The organism is Hyunsoonleella jejuensis (assembly GCF_900111025.1).
GTDB lineage: Bacteria > Bacteroidota > Bacteroidia > Flavobacteriales > Flavobacteriaceae > Jejuia > Jejuia jejuensis.
Map to the genome: position 1 here is coordinate 491,275 of NZ_FOFN01000003.1, position 23,118 is coordinate 514,392.

Sequence of the window (23,118 nt, forward strand, 5' to 3'; positions counted from 1 at the left end):
ATTTACTGTTTTAAGAACTATTGCGCAATTAATAATAGCTTAGTTGGACTTAAATGACTTGTTTTACAGTTTTCTTTAGATTGTTGTAATCTATAAAGTATTGAATTCTTAAAGAAAACGTATGTTGTATAGGTTGAGCAAATAAATTGTTTAAAGTATCAGAGAAACCTAATTCTGATGCATCATCTACATTAAACAATTGATTTCTATAAAGAGCCGTTAAAAAACTACCCGGTGCAAATTGCAATGAGTAGTTTAAATCTAAATTCCAAGTGCTAAAATTAATGTTGGGGTCGGTATCTAGATTTGAAATTAGAATACCACGTTCTTGAGTTAATCTGCCATTTTCTTGGAGGGTAAACATGGGGTCATCGTACTCTACATTAGACCAATAATGCCTAAACGTAAGCGTTAGTGCATTGAATGGGTTAAAATTGTAGCGGCCCGTTATTCTATTAATAACGGTAACCCTATCACGCTCACCAAAGATGCTTTCATCATTTAGTTTTGTAGCATATCCTCTGTCGTTTTTTCGTTTTTCTCTTTCAAAAGTATATCTAATTAGAAACTTGTCAGTAACTCTTACTCTAGGCGCTAGTTTAAAACCAAAATCTTTAGAATCCCTACCATCTTCAAAAAAAGTTCTGCCTTGTATCTCAGCATCAAAAGCAAATACGTTATTGTAATTTGTAGATAAAGATATCTCACCACGCAATCTATTTTCATAAATAAAAAACCTATTTTCTTGCCTTGGTTCAAAATAATCATATTGCTTACCGAAGTTAAAGTTTACAGAGCCTCCAAAATTGTGAAGTTTTTTAGTTGTAGCTCTATAGCTTATACCAGTATTGCCTCCTGTATATACATTTGGACTTGCCAATTTTCTAATGTTAAACCAAGAATTTATACGATAATTATTTAGTTTTTTTGTTGGTTCGAATATTCTGTAGGATACATCGATGTCAAAATTGTTAAAATTATTCCGGAGCAATAGCCCCATATCGTTTATATCATATTTTGTATCAGTATAACGGTGTTGCGCTCCATACCTAAAATTCCCATGTGTTTTTTCTATACTAGCCTCTGTACTATATCCTGTGGTTGCAGTACCATCTGTATTCGAAATATGGCTCATTTTTATCTGGCCTTCAATATTGTAGGTGTTTCTTTTGTTGGTAATATCAGCTAGCAAACCGGTAACGTTGGCATCCCTAAAAATGCCAGATCTACTCACATTGGTATTGACTAAGCTTACTGATGAGTTTTGGTTGAATTGTTTATCAATTACAACGATATTATAATTAGAAAATGGTTCAACAACTTCTTCTCTTAGTTTACCAGTTATAGTGTCTCTTAAACTGGCTGTTGTACGTTCAGTAAAAGCATTAAACACCCCTACGCCTAAACCTTTTTTTGTTCTGCCTGAAACTTTTACAGCATTTAATACTTTTACTACGTTCGGATCGTTTGTAATTATTTCATTTTCATTTGTATTCGCAGTTTCAGCAGGAGCATTTCCTATACGGCGAGAGAAAAATAGGTTTCCTTTATTAAAAAGATCTACACCTTCAGTGAAAAATTGACGTTGTTCAGAGAAAGTAAGTTCAAACGGTCCTAAATTAAGTTCTAAGTTATCAAAACCTGCTTGACTAAAATCAGGAATCAACGTAGCATCTAAAGTGAAATTTTCAGTAATTCCGTATTTTACATCTAATCCCAAAGTTAAGTTAGTATCGGTTTCACCATCAAAGCTATTTAATAGGCCAGTCGTAAATGGGTAAAAAATTAGTCGAGTAGGAGGGTTAATACCTTTTAAACCTTTAAGTTCTCCATGATACAAGCTAGAGTTTCCAACGGTAACGTCAATAGGGTTCCAAGAGTACTGAGAGCGGTATCTTCTATACTGCCTTTGAAATTGTAGCCCCCAAGTTTGTACTTTTCTATTTGAAAAGCGCAGTGTTCTATAAGGTATTCGCATTTCTACAACCCAACCATCGTCTTTAATTTTTACGGCGCTATCCCAAACAGCATTCCAACTAAAGTCGTTGTTTCCAGAACTAGCTAAAGCATCGGCTTGATTTCCAGAGCTAAAAACAATGAATTTCGTATCGTTAATGCCATCGTTATTAGGATTTAAAACAACTTCAAAAAAATCAGCTTGTCCAAAATTATCCCGTGTATTGAATTGACGCATGATAAGTTTTGGGTCGTCATAAAGGTAGGCAGCCACGTAGATGGCTTTGTTGTCGTAACTCATTTTAACTTCAGTACGCTCATTGTAAGGTACAGTATTGCCAATATCTGGTCTATACTGAATAAATCCAGTAGCTATTTGTGTATTTTTCCAGACTTCATCGTTTAAAACCCCATCAATAATAGGCGGTTTTGCTGTTCTGACTATTTCGTATGATTTTTTATTTTGTGCTGCAATAGTGGATAAAAAACATAAAAGTAACCCTAAAGTAATAGTATGTTTTATACTATTAGTATAGTTATCAGCCTTGTTTTTTAATAACGAAATTATACTTTGATACATAACGTTTTGCAAAAATAAATGCGTATTCGGGTTTTAAGTGCCAATAAAAAGTTAAAAATGCTTACATCTTTGTTTGTTATAAAGGGAATACATTAAAAATTAGTTAACTTTAAAACTTTAGAGGATAATACATTATGCCATATAAAAATTTAGAAGAATATAGTACAGAAGTAACTAAAGACATACAGGAACGCTATAAAGATATTATAGAAGACCTGGGCGAGGATACGAACCGCGATGGTTTATTAAAAACACCTGAACGTGCAGCTAAAGCAATGCAATTTTTAACACAGGGCTATGAACAAGACCCCGTTGAAATATTAACTGGAGCTATGTTTAAAGAGTCTTACGATGAAATGGTAATTGTTAAGGATATAGAGCTGTATTCTCTATGCGAGCATCATATATTACCTTTCTTTGGAAAGGTGCATATAGCCTATATACCTAATGGCTATATTGTCGGCTTAAGCAAGTTACCGCGTATCGTTGATGTTTTTGCAAGGCGCCTACAAGTGCAAGAGCGGTTAACAGAACAGATTTTAGATTGTATAAATAATACGTTAAAACCCCAAGGTGTTGCCGTTGTTATTGAAGCGTCTCATATGTGCATGATGATGCGTGGTGTACAAAAACAAAATTCAGTTACAACAACTTCTGGGTTTAGAGGTCAGTTTGAAAAAATTGAAACACGAAACGAGTTTTTAAAGCTAATTGGGAAATAAAATTTGGTATGTTTTTTGCAACTATACTGGTAAACGAATAACTATGACATTAGAAAATTTAAGTAAGAATAAAAAGTTGGCATTAAGTATTTTATTTGATGCTATAGGTATGATAACCTTTGTAGATATTATTTGGGCGCCGGCATCTGCATATTTAATGAGTAAGATGTACAAGGGTAATAAAGGAAAAATTGCTGGATTTGTTTCTTTTATAGAAGAAATTATTCCAGGATTTGACATTATACCAACATTTACAATTATGTGGTTTTTAACTTATGTGTTTCAAAAAGAAGAAAAACCAATTACAGTAGAAGTAGAGTCTTAAAATCTATAATTAAAAATCCCTTTCAAAACCTGAAAGGGATTTTTTATAGTGTATTACAGCAATGGTTATTGCACCACCACATTAAATGTTTGTGCTATATCTTCTTCACCACCAGCATTAGTAATATCGCCAGAACTAACGCCGTTTGCGTCTTTCATTGGTTCATGAATTAAAGTTACAGTAACGGTTCCAGTTCCTGCAGCTCCTGTTGTAAGTGTAAAGCTTAACCCAACAGGGTTGCCATTACCATCTTCATCATTATAAGCAAATGTTGCTATAGAATTTGTAGCAGAGAAAAAGAATTGATGTTCATCATCCTTTTCTTCAACCTCTTCAGTAATATCTTCAGCAGGAGATTCTAGCTCGTTTAATAACTCAATGCTTGCATTGTATGTAGTATTCGCTGCTAAGTTTACTGGGTTTGTAACAACAGGTGGATTAGGGCCATCACCATCAGTATCTCTAGTCTGCATAATTATTGGGGTACCACCGCCATTAGGAATTAAGGTGATTGTCATGGTTGTTACTACTTCTTCCTCAACGATTACTACTGGGTTGTCATCATCTGAACAAGAGGTAATTAAAACTAACGACATTACTAAAATTGATAATTCTTTTAAATATTTCATTTTTATAAATTTTTAATAGTTTAACTTTATTTGTAACATAACATTCCTTCCCAAATCATCGGCAAAATATCTTAATCGGTTTAAGTATTCTCTGTAGGAAGTGTTGAGTATGTTTGAGACATTAAGTCCAATATTCATATTTGTTTTATCTGATAACGACACCGTAATATCGCTCCTAAAATGTAATAAATGATATGCCTGCGGCGGGGTGCTTATATCTACTACAACCATTTGCTGTGTTGTAGGGTTTAAGGTTTCAAAATTAAAATCTGGAAAATCATTTTGCCTAAAAACCCATTCACTCTCTAAATTGGCATTAAAATTCAACCAGCTTTTATTAGTATAACCTATAACATTTGTGGTTCTAAACGAAGGTATGTCTATTAATGCTGTTTTAGCTTTTAAATCTCTACCTTTAATAAATGCAGACGTATTATTGATGTTCCAGTGTTTATTAATTTCATAACCAACATTAAGATCAACTCCAAATAGCAGTGCATTAGTTTGTGCATAATTCCAAACCGGGAAGGCCCCTCTAATGGTTTGCTCTGTTCCAAAAGGTGTTATTTGAATAAAATCCTTGATGTGGTTTAAAAAACCCTCTGCATTTAGCTTTAGCTTATTTGAATTTAATTGATATGTAACTCCAAATCTATTAGATGTTTCCTGATTCATCCTTAAATCACCCAATTCTATTCTGGCGGCAGAATGATGTAAACCATCACTAAACAATTCGGACGGATTTGGAGACCGTTGCGACAATGCATAATTGGCAAGAATGGACTGTGCTTTACTTATTTTATGAGATATCCCTGCAGAAATTGAAATGTTATGAAAATTATACACAGGATTTGTTAATAATTGAGATGCATTAAAATCTACAACACCATATTGAATGTCCTTGCCAAAAACAGAAGCTATAATGAGATTATTAAACCCGTCATCATAATTTCGCTCTAACCACCTAGAAGTGAGATAAAATTTCTGTGCATCAACTCTGTTATAATCATAACGCAAACCAAAATCAATATTGGTTTTATCCCCCCATTTGAAATTCGAAATGGCAAAAACACCAATATCATATCGGTCATAATCTGGAATTAATCGTCTCACACCAGTTTCAGGATTGGAACGATTATTCTGATACCTTGTATGAATGCCGAACGTATAAATACTGTTTGTATTCGCATCTAATTTCAATTCTGTTCTAAGAGCATGTGTATTTAAACTTAAATCTATGGCAGGTTTGCTATTATCAGTTCTTCTAACATCATATTCAAAACGTTGATTATTTTGAAAGTCGTACTGAATAAGAAACCTACCAAAGCGTTTAAAGCGTTTGTAAAATTCAGCTTTAAAGATTTGATGCGTTACTTCTTGACGTGGTGCATTGATGTCATAACTAAAATCTTCAATCACAACAGGATTGCCATTATTAATTGCATTAACTAAATCGTTAATACTACCAATATGCGCTGCTCTTAAAATACCAATGTCATTGCTTAAGTAACTGTAGTTAATGTTGAAACCTTTTTCGAAAGTCTTAAAACCAAGATTTAAATTCAACCCTTTAGAGTCCAAGCCAGTATTGGTTAAAGTGTAATCTGGTGCTTCAAAATCACCAAAACGTTTCATGGAGGCTTGCCCATTTACAAACCAGCCTTCTTTCCAAGTTTTTGTAAGCGAAGAAGCCATGTTATAACCTCTTCCGTTAGTTTGACCACCAAGAATGGTTTTTCCATAAAGTGAATCATTCAAACTAATTCTTTCTGGTTTTAAAACAACTACACCGCCAATAGCATCTCCACTGTAAGCTAAAGCGTTAGCCCCTTTAATAACATTTACAGTCCCTGCGGCATTCAAGTCGATATTAGGCGCATGTTCTATACCCCATTCTTGGTCTTGCAACAAAACACCATTTGTAATCACTGATATTCTACTACTATGCAACCCGTTTATCACAGGTTTTACAATAGAATTTCCTGTATTTATGGATGAAACACCACTTACTTCCTTAAGTGCATCACCAAGATTTAAGGCGCTAAATCGCTCAAGTGTTTCAGTATTTAATTGTGTTTCTTGGGCAGTTTTGGTAAGGCTTTTAGGCGCACTTCCTGATACTTTAACTTCATGAAGTTCTTCAATATGGTGCTCCATATCAATTTCCTTGAATGTGTCTCCGTTAATATCTACCTCAATGCGCTGAGTTTCACAACCAATGTGAGATATGACTAATACAAGCTTACCGTCACAAATATCTTTAATGGTGAATTTACCATTAATATCTGCCGTCGTATAAGTATTTAGCGTTTCAATATAAACGGTAGCTCCAGACATTGGGGTGCCGTCATGAAAATCCTTTATTTCTCCAATAAGAGTATGTGAACAGTTTTGAGTATGAACACTGTTTAATAAACAAATGGCCACAATCAACATATAATATTTCATTACATTGTATTTTAGTTTAAAAATGAGATTTTAAACTAAAACAGGTGGCCCTCTTAAAGAAAAAGATAATTGCCGATGATTATTAAGGAAATTATATGTTACTGTTGGAATTTGATAATAATGTGAAATATGAAAGTCACTATTATTTTCATCAGGTAATAAAAAGTGTGTATTTAATTGAAATTTGTAAAATTCACAATCTAGATCGACTTTGTGAATATGCGTTGAATGATCGTTAATACATACAATGTGCTGGTGATGCTCAAAAATATGAACAAACTTAGAGGCTGTTGGAGCAAAAAGTGACGCAACTAGTAAAAGCGTAAATAACCTAAAGGCGATATGTTGTTTTATGTTTTCCACTATTCTACAAAACGTCCTAGACCTAATCTTGAAAGCATTTTCTTTTCAAAAGCCCAAAAGAATTTAAATTGACCAAAAACCCAACCGAAAAACACTAATAAGAACTGGTACATTATAAATAGAATTAGAATTCTAACCACCCAATATCCAAATGTACTAAAAGATTCAGGCGTTATATCTAGGAAAGAAAGTATTGGTTTTCCTATATAAGAGGCAGTTGAACCCGTTACAGCAAATACAATAAGTATTAAAACGATTTGCAAATTAGATTCTATACCCCAACGTTCTTTTAACTTTTTCACATGTACAATTTACATGCAAAAATATTAATATAAAATTAAATTCGAGGAACGAAAGGGCCTAATCTTTGTTTATATTTTAATTGGAAATAAATAAAGTAGTTGTATAACATGTAATTTACTTCATAACCATAATTAATATTTGGTTCGTAATCAATCTGTAATTCATATAATTGCGGATTGAAACGCTGTGGTTGCAGCACGCGCTGGTTCCATTCTATAACATAAATTCTGTTTCTGTTTTCCATATATTGTTGCGAGTAAAACCCTCTTGGTCTTGCAGTGGCGGTTAACCAAAAGTTAAAGCCAGGATCAATGATAATTATTTCGTACTCTAACTCGTCATTTGTAATTCTTATGGTGTCGTTTTCTGTATTCGCAATTTCATTTAGGTCTTTTTTAGAAGTAGGAGTTTTTGATGTATTACAATTAAAAAGGAAAATGCTTAGCAATACGTATAAAATGTAAATACAATTTTTCATGGTTTAATATTTTAATGATGCCTCAAAAGTATGTTCAATAAACAACATAAAAAATTTAGAATGAGCAAACGCCGTATTTCAGTTAGTGTATTATCTCTTTTTTGTACTATGTTTAAAAATACAAAAATCATTCCGCAAGAATTTGTATTTATCTATTTTTAACAAAAAATGCCAAATCAACTGATTTGGCATTTAAATATGTATTTGTTGTGGAAAAACTTATTTCCCAAACAGCCCACCTAGCAAGCCTCCAAGCCCACCTTTTTTCTTACTACCTCCTAAAACCATACCCGCAACATCATCAACAATACTGCCATCACCATCTGCATCAAGTATAGATTCTAAGAAACTTTGTTCATTTTTTGCAGAACTTCCGCCCAATAAACCACCTAATAAGCCGCCTAGATCGTTTTGTGAACTTACATTATTTTGGCGTGCCTGTTTGCCTAAGACACCCATTAATATAGGTGCCGCTACTTTTAAAATGTTCGCAACAGAACCAGCATCAAGTCCAGATTTTTGACCTATAATTTGCTCTACACCCTGCCTTTTTTGTCCAAGTACGTGCCCGAGAATTTTATCACCGTCGGTTTTTACATTCTCGTCTACACCGCCACTAAACAATCCACCAAGATTGTCTAAAATGCTACCATCATGTTTACTGTTTAGTGCACCCATTAAGCCTTGTGCTCCTTGAGGTGTTGCTGCATTACGCTCCATAGCTTTCATCAAAACGGGAAGAGCCATTGTAAGTACGCTGCTTGTTTTGTTTTGATCTGTTCCTGCAGAGCCTGAAACACCGCTGATAATGGTCTTACCTAGGTCGCTGTTTAATAAATCTAAAATTCCTGACATTATAATATATTTTTTAATTAATAAGAGTTAAAATTTGGCAGTTGAATGTACAAAAAAAGTCCCAACCTTTAAAGTTAGGACTCAAATAATCTATCTAGGTCACAATTTATTAGATACTATCCAAGTATGTTTATAATCTGTGACGCTAATTCTGTACCAATTCTATCTTGTGCTTCATTTGTTGCAGCACCTGTATGAGGTGTTAATGATAATGAGGAATTCATCAACAGTTGAATTTCTGGTTTAGGTTCTTTTTCAAAAACATCAAGTGCTGCTCTTGCTACTTTACCACTTTCAATAGCTTTTACTAGTGCAACTTCATTTACCACACCTCCGCGAGCAGCATTAGCTAAAATTACACCATCTTTCATCATATTGAATTCAGCTTCATCTATCACGTAGTCTTTTTGGGCTGGAACGTGTAATGTGATAAAATCAGATTGTTTTAAAACATCTTCTTTAGAAATAGTTTCAATAGCAAAGTTTACTTTTTGTCCGTCAAAAAACTCTAATTCTAAATTGGCCTTTTCTAAGAAAGGATCAAATGCAACTACTTTCATTCCTGCACCAAGTGCTACTTTAGCTGTAGCCTGACCTATACGACCAAAACCTAGAACACCTAAAGTTTTCCCTTTTAACTCTGTACCTTTAGAATACGCTTTCTTTAATCCTTTAAAGTTGCTATCTCCTTCCAAAGGCATTTCTCTGTTAGAGTTATGCAGAAAACGGGCTAATCCATATAAATGGCCAAATACCAATTCTGCTACAGAATGAGATGATGCAGCAGGTGTATTTATAACATGTAATCCCTTTTCACGAGCGTATTCAACATCAATATTGTCCATACCTACACCACCACGACCGATAATTTTTAAATTTGGACATGCATCAATTAAATCTTTACGCACAGTTGTTGCACTTCTTACTAATAATACTGTAATATCTTTTTCGTTAATGTAATTTGCAAGTTGCTCTTGTGCTACAGTTGTTGTACTTACTTCGTAGCCTGCTTTTTCTAATGCATCGATACCAGTTTGAGAGATACCATCATTTGCTAATACTTTCATGATTAAGTTTAAAGTTATAAGTTTAAAGTTTCAAGTTGTTTCACTCATCCACTCTAAGCTTTCTGATTTTTTTTATTTTAAGGTTTCAGCAATTACTGTAAACTGTGGCTGTTTACTGCCTACTGAACTAAGCTTTACTTTCCAATTCACTCATTACTTCTACCAAGGCCTTCACGCTATCTATAGGTAATGCGTTGTACATAGATGCTCTATAACCACCAACACTTCTGTGTCCGTTCACTGCACTTATACCTGCTTCTTTTAGCATGGTCTCAAATGTTTCCTTTAGGTTTTCGTTCTCTAAAGTAAACGTAGCATTCATTAAAGAACGATCTTCTTTAGCGGCAAAACCTTTAAATAAAGGGTTTAAATCTATCTCAGAATACATCAAACGTGCTTTCTTTTCATTTTCTTTTTCAATTGCAGCAATTCCACCTTGTCCTTTCAACCACTCTAAGGTTAGCATAGACGTATAAACCGCGAAAACCGGAGGAGTATTAAACATACTTCCTTTTTCGATATGTAATTTATAATCCATCATCGATGGTATTTTGCGAGATACTTTTCCTAAAATATCCTCTTTTACCACAACTAATGTAGTTCCAGCGGGTCCCATATTTTTTTGTGCGCCTGCGTAGATTATTCCAAATTTTGAAAAATCTAAAGTTCGAGAAAAAATATCACTACTCATATCACAAACCATTGGTATAGGCGAGTTAGGGAACTCCTTCATTTGTGTACCATAAATGGTATTGTTTGAAGTACAATGGAAATAATCGTAATCCTCTGGAATTTCGTAACCTTTAGGAATGTAGTTATAGTTAGCATTTTTAGAAGAACCTACTTCATAAATGTCATCATAAATCTTAGCTTCTTTAATCGCTTTAGCAGCCCATGAACCTGAATTTAAATATCCTGCTCTTTTCTCCAATAAATTAAGGGCAACCATTAAAAACTGTGTACTGGCACCTCCTTGTAAAAACAAAGCTTTGTAACCTTTGCCTTCAAGCCCTAGCAACTCTAAAGCCAGTGCTCTCGCATTCTCCATAATGTCAACAAAAGCTTTACTTCTGTGTGATATTTCTAGAACAGATAATCCGCTTCCATCCAAATCTACCACACCTTGTGATGCTTTTAGTAATACTTCTGGGGGTAAAATACTTGGTCCTGCGCTAAAGTTGTGTTTTTTCATTTTTTGTAGTCAAATTTAAAGCTGCAAAGTTGCTAATTTATAAGCTAAATTTTATTAAGAATTCAATAATTTTTTCGTCAAATTGATAATAAAAATTTAACAGAATCTACACTATCCGCATAATCCCAAAGTTTGGGCTTTTGGGTTTGTCCAAAGTCAACTTCGTTTTCAATAAATCCGTTGGAAACTATACATTGAATTTGGTCACTATCCGTTTTTAATTGTTCCTTTAAAGCAGCACTATCTTCGTAGTATTCATAAAATGCCGTAGCAATGGGCGATGCGTAGCTTTTATCTTCTTTTATCATGAAAAAACCATTCTCCAAAATATCAAATTCGCTCATCAGGTAAACCGCCTTGTTATAATCGTAATTATTGGCATATTTTGCCTTTTCTATGATGGGGTGCCAGTGGTACATGGCCTCAAAAAACGAATTAAAATCATAACCATTAGGAACAAATAGTTTCGAAACGTTTCTACACCCAAGTCCGTAATATCTAAATATATCTTCAGATAGCTGTTTTAAATCTTCTTCAGATTCGTGCCCAGTTAAAACGGCGACTGAATTTCTATTATTTCTTATGATGGAAGGTTTGCCTTTAAAATAATACTCAAAATAGCGTGCTGTATTGTTGCTGCCTGTAGCTATAACGGCGTCAAAACCTTCTAATTTTTTATCAGTAAAATTTATTTTTCCTTTGAATTCAGGTGCAACATACTCCAGATATTTTGATAAAAAGGGTAAGATGTGTTTATCGTTTGAAGACTGTTTTACCAATACATCATGCCCTGTTATTAATACCGATAAAAAATCGTGAAAACCCACAAGCGGAATATTGCCAGCCATAATAACGGCAACCTGTTTTGGTTTTACAGATGCTATGTTATAAGGTTTTAACCATATTGAAATATTGCTAAGCGTTAACGCCTCTGACCATGAGTTTAGGGCAAACCTTATGTTTTCTGGCGTAAACCACCCATTGTACTCTTCGGCTAATTTTAGTTGATGCTTAAAGCCATCAAAAAAGATATCGTTATGTTCAACTTTATCATTTTTTTGGATAGCTTCGTTAGAAAATTGCCTGATAAAATCTCCTAATTTTACAAAAGCGTTAATTCTTTCTTGTAATTGCATCCTTAATTTGGTTATGAATGGTTTTGGCTTTATTTTTGCAACCGCAAAGTTAGAAAGAAAAAAACGCTATGGCAATTATAATAACAGACGAATGTATAAACTGTGGTGCTTGTGAACCTGAGTGCCCAAATACAGCGATATACGAAGGGGCCGACGATTGGCGCTATAAAGATGGTACTAGCTTAGAAGGTAAGGTTGTACTTACTAATGGTATGGAAGTTGACGCAGATGAAGCGCAAGAACCAATTAGCGATGAGCTATACTACATTGTACCAGATAAGTGTACCGAGTGCAAAGGGTTTCATGATGAGCCACAATGTGCTGCGGTATGTCCAGTAGATTGTTGTGTGCCAGATGAGGATGTTGTAGAGACCGAAGAGGAATTATTAGCGAAGCAAAAATTTATGCATCCCGATGGATAGTTGATTTATCGGATGTAAAATATATGGAAACCCTGAGTTTATGCTCGGGGTTTTTTGTTCAATGGCATAAATAATTAAATATTATTACGCCTTGGTATATTAATTTAAAATGCAAATTCTTCTTATTCATTTATACATTTTATTAAAATACGACTATATATAACAAGTAACTTTAATCCAGTTTATCTTCATAAAGTGTGATTTGTTCCATACAATTCGCAGTTGAAGCTACTTATAATATTTCATTATATGAGAATATAGACCCTTCTGTTTAAAGCGCCATAAATGCTACATTTTAGAACGCTTTATGAATGGAATAGCTTAAATTTGTCCTTACTTTCAGAAAGTAAGAAGACTAGGGTAATATTTAATGAATTGGTTGAAATGAAACAAGCAAAAGTTGAGCACGAACTCACAAATATTTTAAAGCATATAATTGAAAGTGAGCCAATTATTGAATCTAAGATTTCTGAAACTCACAACGACTATCACCCTAGTGCAAAAAATCTGTACCGTTATTTAATTCTAAGGAGTTTTGATTTGAGAGGATACCACGATACATTATCTGATTTGGGTATCTCCTCGATAAGAACTGGGGAAGGATATGTTTTTAGTAACCTTTACAACGTTGTGCGAAACCTTAGCCTTGTTCAGGGTAATGCGTTTAAAATGGATACCGATATTGAACTTATTGGCTACAAAAAGAGTAAGGCTTTATTAAAAAAACATGCCAATAGTTTGTTTAACGATGTTAAAAAACCACATTTTACCGAAATAATGGTTACCATACCTGAAGAAGCTGCTGAAAATGAGCAAATTATTAGAGATATGGTCATCCAAGGTATGGAAGTGGCAAGAATTAATTTAAGCCATGGCGATATTGCAATGTGGCAAAAAATGATTCGGACAATCCATAAAGTGAGGCAGGAATTGAATGAGGATGTGAAAATATATATGGATTTGTCAGGGCCAAAGATAAGGACAGCTCAAATTAAGATTAAAGGAAAAAAAGGGAATTTTAAAAAGGGTATTCCCGTTAGAAAAGGGGAGCGCATTATACTCACGAAAAACGAGACAAACGGGAGAAAATCTATTTTTAATAAAAATAATCAGCAAATCGCACTAGCTGAAATTGGGGTATTATTGCCTCAAATCATCGACGATGTTTCCATTGGAGAAGTGGTGCTTTTTGATGATGGTATGATAACTTCAGAAGTAATTGCAAAAAGAGACGATGAGGTAGAAGTAGTGGTTACAAATTGTTACAAGCAAAAATTATCTTCGTTTAAAGGTATTAATCTTCCTGATACGGTACTTAACCTACCAGCCTTAACAGAAAGGGATATTGAGCTGCTGCCATTTATATGTGAAAATGCTGATATAGTTGGTTATTCTTTTGTGAGAACTGCAAAGGATGTAAAATGCCTTTATAGCGAACTAGATAAGTACAATGCCAAAGATATAGGTGTGGTGTTTAAAATAGAAAACCGTGAGGCTTTTGAGAATTTACCAGAGATATTACTTGAAGGAATGAAACGCAATAAAATTGGGGTAATGATAGCTAGGGGTGATTTGGCAGTAGAAATTGGGTTTGATAGAATTTCAGAAGTTCAAAATCAAATTTTGTGGTTGTGTGAAGCAGCGCATGTACCTGTAATATGGGCAACGCAGGTATTAGAAAACCTTGCGAAAACAGGTATTCCAACACGAGCAGAAATTAGTGATGCTGCACAGGCAACCCAAGCAGAATGTGTTATGCTAAACAAAGGCCCACATATTAACGAGGCCATAAAAACTCTTAAGGAGGTCCTAACAAGAATGCAAGGTCATTTGTTTAAGAAAAAGAATGAGTTAAGGCCACTAAATGTAGCCAAAACATTTGTTAAGGAAAATGTATAATTGGGGTTTTTCCCACTATAGCAGAAACATCGCCGCTACTCCTCACTCGTAAATTGTTTCATTTCTAACGAAGGTTCTAAAACGCCTTCACTATCCCAAATAGTTTTTTCGTATTTAGCAAGTTTTATTACAGGCGCTTTTTCTGCTTGTCGTTCTGCCTGAAAATCTAAAAAGGTAAGGGGGTTATGTCCTGTAATTAAAAGTTCCTCTTTATTCGTGTTGTCGCCTTCAATCTTAAATTCAAAACTTACCTTGTAACGGTTACTACTGTTTTCAATAAATTTAAGCGGTCTACTTACATAAAAATAACTTCCAGAAGTGCGCTTTACATATTTGGGATGATACGAGTTACTGCTATCTTTTTCAAAAATAATGGTACCATTACTCACATTTTCAATGAATTTCACGCCTAGAAGTAAACGCAGGTTAACTTTCTGTCCGTGGCGTTTTTTATAATAACTGTAATCTGCCCGTGTAATGGCATAGGTGTCGTCGGCAACATAAAGTTTACCGGTATATTTAGCTTTTCCCTTGCGTGGTAAAAAGGAAATTACATAAGTAAGTTCTCCATTATTATAGCCAACATCTTCAAAAGTATAATCGTAGAAATCAGAATTTAAAATTTTGCTCAAAAAAGAGTTTTCATAAAATAGGGAGCGTCGTAATATCGATTTGGTTTCGTTATTTAAATGCGAAACACTATATTCATTCTTATTATTATCCTTAAAATCATCGTCATTTAAGGATAGAGAATCTTCAATTTTAAACAACCCTGTTTTTAGCTTATAGGTTTTTGTGGTATCTAAATACTGCAAAATAATATGTTGCATTTTCTCTTGAATATTGTCAATAGAAAAATCGTTTTTAGCATCCAGAAGTTCGGTGGCTTTTTCAACTTCAAGTTTTATACTGTCCTTATTTAGGGTGTAAACCTTTCCCTTAAAATCTGTAAACTGTACCATGTTGCTATGTTTTACCTGGTTTACCAAGGCGGTTAAGCTGTTATTCACCCCTTCAAGTTGTTTCTTTTTTACATGCGACGCTTTATCAATTTCAAACTCTAAACTTTTAAAATCCACATGGTCTGTAATGCGGTGGAAGATGTTGTATTGGTTTAAATCGTAATTATAATTGTTATCAAGGTTTGCCTTTACTCTAGCAATTATACTATCTACATTTGGCGCGCTGTTACTAACGTATACCTCATCAAGTTGGTTAATAGCTTGTTCTAGGGCAATCACTAAATTAAGGGATTTCATATCCTTTATGCTAAGGGTTTTATCTTTATATCCCATACAAGAAATGGTAATGGTTTTCACTTCACTTTTCGATGCAATCGTAAAATAACCTTCATCATTCGAAATAGTACCAGAATAGGCACCAGTTTTAATATTCGCGTACGGAATAGGTGCATTGGTAGTTTCATCTATAAGTTTTACAGTAATGCTTTGTGAAAGCACCGAAAAACTAACTAAAAACAATAAAAAGGTAATTTTTGATTTCATGAAATGATGATTGAAGATTTTGTACTTTAAACGAACCAAGGTAAATAATGTTACAGTTTGTAATTATGTTGCAAGTACGATTTAACGTTTATTTATCTGTTTTTGCCAAAACAATCTTAAAATCTTTAGGCTAAAAATAAGTACATTTGCACTCGCAAAAATCATTATAACTATGAAAGCTGGAATTGTAGGGTTGCCAAATGTTGGAAAATCAACATTATTCAATTGTTTGTCTAATGCAAAAGCACAAAGTGCGAACTTTCCGTTTTGTACTATTGAGCCCAATATTGGTGTGGTAAATGTACCAGATCCACGTTTAGAGAAATTAGAAAGTCTGGTAAATCCAGAACGCGTAATACCAGCAACTGTAGAGATTGTAGATATTGCAGGTTTGGTAAAAGGCGCAAGTAAAGGCGAAGGTCTAGGCAACCAGTTTTTAGGAAATATTCGCGAAACTGATGCTATTTTACATGTGTTGCGATGTTTTGATAATGATAATATTGTGCATGTTGATGGGAGTGTAGACCCTATCCGGGATAAGGAAACCATCGATATGGAGTTACAGTTAAAGGATTTAGAAACTGTAGAGAAAAAGCTGGACAAAGTAAAACGCGCAGCTAAAACAGGAAATAAAGAAGCCCAAAAAGAAGAAGCCGCTTTGCTTAAACTAAAAGAGGGTTTAGAATCTGGAACATCGGTTAGGGCAATTGAAGTTGGTGAAGACGATTATGACGAATTCGTAAAACCATTACAGCTAATTACCGATAAACCTGTTATGTACGTTTGCAATGTAGATGAAGGTTCGGCAGTGTCAGGAAACACCTACGTGGAGAACGTTAAGGAAGCCGTTAAAGATGAAAATGCTGAGGTTTTAGTGTTGGCTGTTGGTACAGAAGCTGATATCAACGAGTTGGACGATTACGAAGAACGTCAAATGTTTTTACAAGATATTGGTTTAGACGAACCAGGTTCGGCGAAATTAATTCGAGGTGCCTACAAACTGTTAAATCAACAAACTTATTTTACGGCAGGCGTTAAGGAAGTTCGTGCGTGGACTGTGGATATTGGTGCCACTGCCCCACAAGCTGCAGGTGTTATACATACCGATTTTGAAAAGGGCTTTATACGTGCTGAAGTAATTGCGTATGACGATTACGTATCCTACGGTAGCGAAGCCAAAGTAAAGGAAGCTGGTAAAATGAGAGTTGAGGGTAAAAACTACATTGTGAAAGATGGTGATGTAATGCACTTCTTGTTTAATGTTTAAATAACAGTCTTTTTGTTTTTTTCTTCTAAAAACTTAGGTAGCTAAGGTTCTCAACAACTTTGTGTTTTCTTTGTTAATTACTTTGTGTGCCTGTGGTTTCATATTTTGGTATGATGTGCTATATTAGCGTGCTATCACGAAATTCACCCTTATTTATGGCAGAACAAACCAAATACACTGAAGATAATATACGTTCATTAGATTGGAAGGAGCATATTCGTATGCGCCCAGGAATGTATATTGGCAAACTTGGTGATGGCTCTTCACCTGATGATGGTATTTATATTCTATTAAAAGAGGTTTTAGATAACTCCATTGATGAGTTTGTAATGGGGGCTGGTAAAACTATTGAAATTTCCATTCAAGGTACAAAAGTGATAGTTCGAGATTACGGACGTGGTATTCCTCTCGGAAAAGTTGTAGATGTAGTCTCTAAAATGAATACGGGTGGAAAGTACGATTCTAAAGCATTTAAAAAATCTGTCGGACTCAATGGAGTAGGTACAAAGGCAGTCAATGCACTTTCAAACTATTTTAGAGTAGAGTCCAATAGAGACGGTAAATCTGCTGCAGCTGAATTTGAGCAAGGGAACTTAATTAATCAAGAATTACTGGATGATACTACAAGGAGAAAAGGTACCAAAGTATCATTTGTGCCAGATGAAACTATATTTAAAAACTACAAATACCGAAGTGAATATGTAGTGAAGATGCTTAAGAACTATGTGTATCTTAATCCTGGATTAACCATAGTTTTTAACGGTGAAAAATATTTTAGCGAAAATGGATTAAAGGATTTGCTAGCTGAAAAGATTGCCGAATCAGATTTGTTATATCCAATAATTCACTTACGCGGTGATGATATAGAAATAGCACTAACACATAGCAAGACACAGTATAGTGAAGAGTATAACAGTTTTGTAAACGGACAAAATACTACACAAGGCGGAACACATTTAAATGCATTTAGAGAAGCCCTTGTTAAAACTATTCGAGAATTTTATGGTAAAAACTATGATGCTTCTGATGTTCGTAAATCTGTAGTAAGTGCTATTGCGATAAAAGTGATGGAGCCTGTTTTTGAAAGTCAAACAAAAACAAAGCTAGGGTCTACAGATATGGGTGGAGATTATCCAACCGTGAGAACCTATATTAACGATTTTGTAAAAACAAACCTTGACAATTATCTGCATAAAAATCCTGATGCAGCAGAGAAAATTCAACGTAAAATACTTCAGGCTGAACGGGAACGTAAAGAGCTGTCTGGAATTAGAAAATTAGCTAGAGATCGTGCGAAAAAGGCAAGTCTTCATAATAAGAAATTAAGAGATTGTCGCGTGCATTTTGGAGATACTAAAAACGAACGAAATTTAGAAACTACCTTGTTTATAACAGAGGGAGATTCAGCTTCTGGAAGTATCACAAAATCACGTGACGTAAATACGCAAGCGGTATTTAGCCTTAAAGGGAAACCTTTAAATTCTTACGGCTTGAGTAAAAAAATAGTTTACGAAAATGAAGAATTCAATTTATTGCAAGCCGCTTTAAATATCGAGGAATCTTTGGAGGATTTACGTTATAACAATGTGGTAATAGCAACCGATGCTGATGTTGATGGAATGCATATTAGACTGCTGCTAATTACATTTTTTCTACAATTTTTTCCTGAAATAATTAAAGAAGGGCATTTGTATATTTTGCAAACACCATTGTTTAGGGTTCGAAATAAAAAGGAAACCATTTATTGTTATTCAGAGCAAGAACGAATTGATGCCATCGAAAAATTAAAACCAAAACCAGAAATAACACGATTTAAAGGACTTGGTGAGATTTCCCCAGATGAGTTTAAACATTTTATTGGAGATGATATTCGATTAGATCCTGTGATGCTGGACGATAATATGTCTATTGAAGAATTATTATCCTTTTATATGGGTAAGAACACTCCAACCCGACAAGAATTTATTATTGATAATTTAAAGGTTGAATTGGATGTCATCGAATAATACTAATTTAAACCCGTTTGTATTTGTTTGAACCACGTAAGATTTTTAATTTTAATGGTGAATTTGAAATTGTAAAAACAACCAATAAACTATAAAGATGTTATATAATAAAAATAAGGAAGACAAAAAGAAAAAACGATCCTACAGCTATTTACATATTCATACAAGCAAAGAGCAAGTGCATAGATTGCAAAAGAAAGGTAGAGTGATGCTTAATGGAAAGCCTAAAAATTAAAGCTAATTAATGACTGAGGAAAACGACGATTTAACCAACGCCCATAACGACGAGCCCCAAGAAACCATTACCCGAGTTACGGGTATGTACAAAGATTGGTTTTTAGACTATGCTTCTTACGTAATTCTAGAACGTGCTGTACCAGCTATTGAGGATGGTTTTAAGCCCGTGCAGCGTCGTATCATGCACTCTATGAAAGATTTGGATGATGGGCGCTACAATAAAGTAGCAAATATAGTTGGACATACCATGCAGTACCACCCTCATGGTGACGCAAGTATTGCCGATGCTATGGTGCAAATCGGTCAAAAAGATTTGTTAATCGATACTCAAGGAAACTGGGGAAATATTTTAACAGGAGATAGTGCAGCTGCTTCTCGATATATAGAGGCGCGATTATCTAAGTTTGCCTTGGATGTTGTTTACAATCCTAAAATTACAGAATGGCAAGCTAGTTATGATGGACGAAGAAAAGAGCCAGTAAATTTGCCAGTAATGTTTCCATTACTCTTAGCTCAAGGCGGAGAAGGTATCGCCGTAGGACTGTCTACCAAAATACTACCACATAATTTTATTGAACTCATTGATGCTTCCATAAAGCATTTACAAGGCAAACGCTTCACCATTTTACCCGATTTTCCAACTGGAGGAATCGCTGATTTTTCAAATTATAACGACGGTAATCGAGGAGGAAAAGTACGTATTCGCGCAAAAATATCACAGTTAGACAAAAATACACTCGTCATTACCGAGTTGCCTTTTGGCACAACCACATCCTCTTTAATAGATTCTATTTTAAAAGCGAATGATAAGGGGAAAATTAAAGTTAAAAAAATAGAGGATAATACTGCTGCTGAGGTTGAAATTTTGGTGCATCTACCTTCAGGATTGTCTCCTGATAAAACTATTGATGCTTTGTTTGCTTTTACAAGTTGCGAATCGTCCATTTCTCCTTTAGGATGTGTCATTGAAGACAATAGGCCTTTATTTATTGGAGTGTCTGAAATGTTGCGTCGCTCAACTGATAATACCGTTCAGCTGTTAAAGCAAGAACTCGAAATTAAACTCAACGAACTTGAAGAGCAGTGGCATTTTGCATCCTTAGAGCGTATTTTCATTGAAAACAGAATTTATCGAGATATTGAAGAAGAAGAAACCTGGGAAGGTGTAATTTCTGCCATAGATAAAGGGCTGCAACCACATATTAAACATTTAAAGCGCGCAATAACCGAAGATGATATTGTACGTTTAACAGAAATAAGAATTAAGCGCATCTCTAAATTTGATATAGATAAGGCGCAACAAAAAATTGATGCTCTAGAAGCGCAAATAGCTGAAGTAAAACACCATTTAGCGCATTTAATTGATTATGCGATAGCTTTCTTTGCACGACTTAAAAAAGAATACGGAGAAGGGCGCGAGCGTAAAACAGAAATTAGAACCTTTGATGATGTAGATGCTACTAAGGTTGTTATTCGAAACACAAAACTTTATGTAAATCGCGAAGAAGGCTTTGTGGGAACATCATTGCGAAGAGACGAGTATGTTTGCGATTGTAGTGATATAGATGATATTATTGTGTTTACCAAAGAAGGTAAAATGATGGTTACTAAAGTAGATTCCAAAACTTTTATTGGTAAAGATATTATCCATGTCGCTGTATTTAAAAAGAAGGATAAGCGCACCATTTATAATATGATTTATCGTGATGGAAAAAAAGGACCATCATACATTAAACGATTTGCTGTTACCAGTATTACAAGAGACAGGGAGTACGATTTAACCAATGGTAATAAAGGATCTGTTGTCTTGTATTTTTCTGCTAATCCTAATGGTGAAGCCGAAATAGTTACCATTAATTTGAGACAAGCAGGCAGTATTAAAAAGCTAAAATGGGATATTGATTTTGCTGATATATTGATTAAGGGGCGCGCCTCAAAAGGAAATTTGGTAACAAAATTTCCCGTAAAGCGTGTAGAACTTAAAGAAAAAGGTGTTTCTACTCTAAAACCACGAAAAATATGGTTTGATGATACAGTGCAACGTTTGAATGTTGATGGTAGAGGCGAATTAATTGGTGAGTTCAGGGGAGAGGATAAATTACTAATAATTAATCAATCAGGAATACTTAAAACAGTCACTCCCGAGGTAACCATGCATTTTGATAATGACATGATTGTATTAGAAAAGTGGGTGCCTAAAAAACCTATTTCCGCCATTTATTACAATGGTGAAAAAGACCTCTACTATGTAAAGCGCTTTTTAATAGAAAACGAAGGCAAGGAGGAATCCTTTATTTCAGAACACCTTAATTCTCAGTTGGAAATAGTGACTACCGATTGGAGACCTATGGCAGAAGTGGTTTTTGCAAAGGAGCGAGGGAAAGACAGACGTGATAATCTTGAAATAAACCTCGAGGAATTCATTGACATCAAAGGTATAAATGCTCAAGGAAACCAACTTACTAAATACAAGGTGAATCAAATTAATCTGTTAGATGCCTTGCCTTACGAAGCGCCCGAAGAAGTGCATGCGGACGATTTAGAGGTTATTGACGAAAAAGAGGTGTCTTCTGAAGAGCCCAATACTGAAAACAGTTCAGGGTCAAACGATGCTTCCAAAAAGAATTTAGGTAAGGATGATGAAGGACAGATCACGTTGTTTTAGCTATTATAATATTTAAAATTATCAATGTTTAATGTTTTTAAATAAAATAATTTTATATGATAAATTTTGGTTAATTATTTCATATGCTTTTTCAGCACTTTTACTTGTAGGCTGTTTTATCTCTTATTATAAGTCAAACATATTTTCTTTTTTCTTTTCAGTAACAATTCCAATTTTATTTATTATAAATATTTTTATAGTGTTTTATTGGTTGCTGAAACGTAAAAAACATATTTATATCAGCTTATTATCTGTATGCATTCATTTTGTGTTTTTTACCACTCCTTTGCAATTAAATGGTAAAAGTGAAATTTTAGATGATGAAGATGTATTTAGTTTTATGACTTTTAATGCTAGAGATTTTGGTGTCTTAAATAACATAAGAAATATTGAAAGAACTAAAAAAATCATAGATTTTATTGAAAATAAAAATCCTGATATAACTTGTTTTCAAGAATTTTCAAAATTTGAGTTTCAAAGTTTTTCATATTACCCTCATACATTTGTTGGCTATAGACCTAATTTTGAAAAAACGCTACAAGTGATTTATTCTAAATATCCAATTATAAATAAAGGATTTGTAGATTTTCCTGATACCAGAAATCAAACTATTTATGCTGACATTAATATTAATGGTTCTATTGTAAGAGTATATAATATTCATTTGCAATCTTACAGATTAAGATTTGTTAAATCAATTTTAACATTTGATGGGGCTGAGATTATTATAAACAAGATTGCGGAAGCTCAAAAAAAGCAAGAGGTTCAAGTTGAAATTATCCTAAAACACGCAAGTGATTTCAAAGGTAAAATAATTTTTTGTGGTGATTTTAACAGTACAAATTATACTGAAAATTATAAAAAATTAAGCCAAAATAAAAAAGACACGTTTGTGAGTGCAGGATTTGGTTTTGGTATAACTTATTATTTATTAAAGTATCCCTTAAGACTAGATTATATATTAATAGATAAGGAAATAGACGTCTTATCTCACGAAAATTTTAATGTAAGTATTTCAGACCATGAACCTGTGTTAGCTAAATTAAAATTCTAGTTTATAATT

General features: G+C 34.1%; 18 protein-coding genes. 8 read left to right on the plus strand and 10 right to left on the minus strand.

The genetic code is table 11. The features are described 5' to 3' along the window. Nucleotides 1-49: 49 nt before the first annotated feature. Nucleotides 50-2,536: a DUF5916 domain-containing protein gene (locus BMY39_RS12020; RefSeq protein ID WP_092579956.1), complete on the minus strand. Its 2,487-nt coding sequence runs from the start codon at nt 2,534-2,536 to the stop codon at nt 50-52. A gap of 134 nt (nt 2,537-2,670) precedes the next feature. Between BMY39_RS12020 and folE the strand changes: the two genes are divergently transcribed. Further along, the gene (gene folE, locus BMY39_RS12025) at nt 2,671-3,258 is read left to right on the plus strand and encodes a GTP cyclohydrolase I FolE (RefSeq protein ID WP_092579959.1); all 588 of its coding nucleotides are present in this window, start codon (nt 2,671-2,673) and stop codon (nt 3,256-3,258) included. Between the two features lie 43 nt (nt 3,259-3,301). Next, the gene (locus tag BMY39_RS12030) at nt 3,302-3,583 is read left to right on the plus strand and encodes a hypothetical protein (RefSeq protein ID WP_092579961.1); all 282 of its coding nucleotides are present in this window, start codon (nt 3,302-3,304) and stop codon (nt 3,581-3,583) included. A gap of 65 nt (nt 3,584-3,648) precedes the next feature. Here BMY39_RS12030 and BMY39_RS12035 read toward each other — a convergent pair whose 3' ends face one another. The 8 genes from BMY39_RS12035 to BMY39_RS12075 all read right to left on the minus strand — a co-directional run bounded on the left by BMY39_RS12035 (nt 3,649) and on the right by BMY39_RS12075 (nt 12,054). Continuing rightward, nucleotides 3,649-4,212, minus strand: a complete 564-nt coding sequence (locus BMY39_RS12035; protein WP_092579963.1) for a type 1 periplasmic binding fold superfamily protein — start codon at nt 4,210-4,212, stop codon at nt 3,649-3,651. A gap of 12 nt (nt 4,213-4,224) precedes the next feature. Beyond that, nucleotides 4,225-6,660, minus strand: a complete 2,436-nt coding sequence (locus BMY39_RS12040; RefSeq protein WP_092579965.1) for a TonB-dependent receptor — start codon at nt 6,658-6,660, stop codon at nt 4,225-4,227. 362 nt (nt 6,661-7,022) lie between these two features. Next, nucleotides 7,023-7,325: a DUF6787 family protein gene (locus BMY39_RS12050; protein ID WP_092579969.1), complete on the minus strand. Its 303-nt coding sequence runs from the start codon at nt 7,323-7,325 to the stop codon at nt 7,023-7,025. Nucleotides 7,326-7,360: 35 nt separating this feature from the next. Then, complete coding sequence (locus BMY39_RS12055) at nt 7,361-7,804, minus strand: DUF6146 family protein (protein ID WP_092579971.1); 444 nt, start codon at nt 7,802-7,804, stop codon at nt 7,361-7,363. A gap of 219 nt (nt 7,805-8,023) precedes the next feature. Then, the gene (locus BMY39_RS12060; RefSeq protein ID WP_092579973.1) at nt 8,024-8,659 is read right to left on the minus strand and encodes a DUF937 domain-containing protein; all 636 of its coding nucleotides are present in this window, start codon (nt 8,657-8,659) and stop codon (nt 8,024-8,026) included. A 116-nt stretch (nt 8,660-8,775) separates the two neighbouring features. Beyond that, nucleotides 8,776-9,726 carry a D-2-hydroxyacid dehydrogenase gene (locus BMY39_RS12065; RefSeq protein WP_092579975.1) on the minus strand — a complete coding sequence of 317 codons (951 nt, stop codon included), beginning with the start codon at nt 9,724-9,726 and terminating at the stop codon, nt 8,776-8,778. Nucleotides 9,727-9,853: 127 nt separating this feature from the next. Next, nucleotides 9,854-10,918 (minus strand): 3-phosphoserine/phosphohydroxythreonine transaminase, encoded by a 1,065-nt coding sequence (gene serC / locus BMY39_RS12070; RefSeq protein ID WP_092579977.1) that lies wholly within the window; start codon nt 10,916-10,918, stop codon nt 9,854-9,856. 77 nt (nt 10,919-10,995) lie between these two features. Continuing rightward, a complete protein-coding gene (locus BMY39_RS12075) occupies nt 10,996-12,054 on the minus strand; it encodes an acyl-CoA reductase (RefSeq protein WP_092579979.1) in 1,059 nt (352 codons plus the stop codon). Between the two features lie 68 nt (nt 12,055-12,122). Here BMY39_RS12075 and BMY39_RS12080 point away from each other — a divergent pair, with 68 nt between their 5' ends. Both BMY39_RS12080 and BMY39_RS12085 read left to right on the plus strand, forming a co-directional pair. After that, complete coding sequence (locus BMY39_RS12080) at nt 12,123-12,476, plus strand: 4Fe-4S dicluster domain-containing protein (protein ID WP_092579981.1); 354 nt, start codon at nt 12,123-12,125, stop codon at nt 12,474-12,476. Nucleotides 12,477-12,761: 285 nt separating this feature from the next. Next, nucleotides 12,762-14,375, plus strand: a complete 1,614-nt coding sequence (locus tag BMY39_RS12085) for a pyruvate kinase (RefSeq protein WP_092579983.1) — start codon at nt 12,762-12,764, stop codon at nt 14,373-14,375. A 35-nt stretch (nt 14,376-14,410) separates the two neighbouring features. On the opposite strand, the gene BMY39_RS12090 is transcribed toward BMY39_RS12085, so the two are convergent. Further along, nucleotides 14,411-15,880, minus strand: coding sequence for a carboxypeptidase-like regulatory domain-containing protein (locus BMY39_RS12090; RefSeq protein ID WP_092579985.1), 1,470 nt, complete (start codon nt 15,878-15,880; stop codon nt 14,411-14,413). 172 nt (nt 15,881-16,052) lie between these two features. Between BMY39_RS12090 and ychF the strand changes: the two genes are divergently transcribed. The 4 genes from ychF to BMY39_RS12110 all read left to right on the plus strand — a co-directional run bounded on the left by ychF (nt 16,053) and on the right by BMY39_RS12110 (nt 23,109). Beyond that, entirely contained in the window at nt 16,053-17,147 is a 1,095-nt protein-coding gene (ychF, locus tag BMY39_RS12095; RefSeq protein ID WP_092579987.1) for a redox-regulated ATPase YchF, read from the plus strand. Between the two features lie 155 nt (nt 17,148-17,302). Next, entirely contained in the window at nt 17,303-19,153 is a 1,851-nt protein-coding gene (locus BMY39_RS12100) for a DNA topoisomerase IV subunit B (protein ID WP_092579989.1), read from the plus strand. A gap of 244 nt (nt 19,154-19,397) precedes the next feature. Beyond that, nucleotides 19,398-22,055, plus strand: a complete 2,658-nt coding sequence (locus tag BMY39_RS12105) for a DNA gyrase/topoisomerase IV subunit A (RefSeq protein WP_092579991.1) — start codon at nt 19,398-19,400, stop codon at nt 22,053-22,055. Nucleotides 22,056-22,086: 31 nt separating this feature from the next. Beyond that, complete coding sequence (locus BMY39_RS12110; protein WP_092579993.1) at nt 22,087-23,109, plus strand: endonuclease/exonuclease/phosphatase family protein; 1,023 nt, start codon at nt 22,087-22,089, stop codon at nt 23,107-23,109. Nucleotides 23,110-23,118: the final 9 nt, after the last annotated feature.